The sequence below is a fragment of the Paraburkholderia sp. RL18-085-BIA-A genome (genome assembly GCF_046027075.1).
Lineage (GTDB): Bacteria > Pseudomonadota > Gammaproteobacteria > Burkholderiales > Burkholderiaceae > Paraburkholderia.
On sequence record NZ_JARESU010000412.1, the window covers coordinates 1 to 1,512 of the forward strand.

At 65.7% G+C, this 1,512-nt stretch carries 3 protein-coding genes; all 3 read left to right on the plus strand.

Translation table 11 applies throughout. The features are described 5' to 3' along the window. Positions 1 to 48 precede the first annotated feature (48 nt). A complete protein-coding gene (locus P0D89_RS52870; protein WP_408371129.1) occupies positions 49 to 693 on the plus strand; it encodes a hypothetical protein in 645 nt (214 codons plus the stop codon). 287 nt (positions 694 to 980) lie between these two features. Continuing rightward, positions 981 to 1,127 carry a hypothetical protein gene (locus tag P0D89_RS52875; protein WP_408379603.1) on the plus strand — a complete coding sequence of 49 codons (147 nt, stop codon included), beginning with the start codon at positions 981 to 983 and terminating at the stop codon, positions 1,125 to 1,127. Between the two features lie 94 nt (positions 1,128 to 1,221). Beyond that, positions 1,222 to 1,512: hypothetical protein (locus P0D89_RS52880; protein ID WP_408379606.1), on the plus strand; the 291-nt coding region annotated here is incomplete at its 3' end.

Here is a 1,512-nt window from a genome sequence, read left to right on the forward strand (position 1 = left end):
CGCTCATAGAAGGCGACCCGCGCGACCGCGCTGGGCCGCCAGGCCTCGGTGTATCTGGCCGCTCTCGGACCCGCCGAGGCCGGCTCGCCGCTGGCACTGCGCTGGCAGGCGATCGTCCGCGATCTCGATCGCTGTCAGCTGAAAAATCCCAACAGTGGTCTGTTTGCACTTGAGCAGTTCGTGCAGACGGTGGCCGCAGAGCCGGGCGCGGGCGGCATCGGGCGTTTTCCGCCGCGGCCGAGCGGGCTCTCCAATGGCGACTATTTCAGCGCGCTGCATGCACGTCTGTATGACACGCTGCTGGCGCGTTGCGGTCAGGGCAATGTCGACGACCTGCGTCAGCAATGGACCGGTTTCTCGACCGCGTTCAACCAGGGTGTGGCGGGGCATCCGCCCTTTGGCGTGCCGGGACGGGGCATTAACGGCGACGCGAATACCGCTGATTTCGCCGAACTGGGTCAGGCGTTGCGTCATTACGAGCGGGTCTCGCACGTGTTCCAGCAGGCACGCAACGGCGCGGGCGAGCGGGTGATCGGCGGCAAGACGCCGGTGCGCCAGTTCGTCGATAACTGCGATCAGGTCGATGCGTTGCTCTCCCGCTTTATCCGGCAACGGACGGCGCGGCGACGGGGCTCGACGTCAGCGTCGATTTCCGCGCGAACCGCAGCGGCGAAATCGCTGCGAACCAGGTGATCGACTGGACGCTCAGAGCGTGTCGCTGCACGACGCGCCGGATCCGCTGCATTGGGAGTACGGCATGCCGGTCTCGCTGACGCTGCGTCTCGCGAAGGACTCGCCGCTCGACGCCGCCGCCGATCCGTAGCAGCGCGCATATTCGACCGATGGCCGCACGCTGACCTGGACGTTCAACGATCCCTGGGCGCTGATTTCGTTCGTCAGCCGGCTTTCAACAATTGCGATGTGTTGCCGGTGCGCGCGCCCGCGTCGGCGACACGCTTTTCGATTTCCCGCTGGGGGTGGTGAATATCGCCGACGAAGCACTGCTGCCGAAGCAGTCTCGCGGGCAGGTGTTCCTGCGACTGGTCGTGAGCCCGCCCGGCAAAAAGACCGCGCTGCCCTGGCCGGGCAGTTTCCCGACCCGCGCACCTGACTGGACCGCTTTATGAACGCGCCACATTCGCTGGAACTCGCACCCTCCGCACTCGCGGCCCCGTTGGACGATTCGAGAGATATCTCGCGCCGCTTCAGGACGGCGACGGAGTGGGGCGATCGCTGCGCAACGATCCGGTATTCCAGAAGATTCGCGAAGCCCGGCATCAGGACGAGGCCTACCGTCTTTCCACGCCGCAACCTCATCCCACCAGTACCGCTGCGCTCATCAGGATTCATCGAACGCTGTGCAACAGTGTCGCGCCGACGCACCGCTGGCCGCGCTCGATTACCGCGGTGACCGGACTGCTTGCAAACAAATGGACCAGCGGCGCGGAAACGACCCGCGCTGCCGTGGCGAGGGCGTGGAAGATCGGCAAGCTCCCCACGGAACAGAAATTC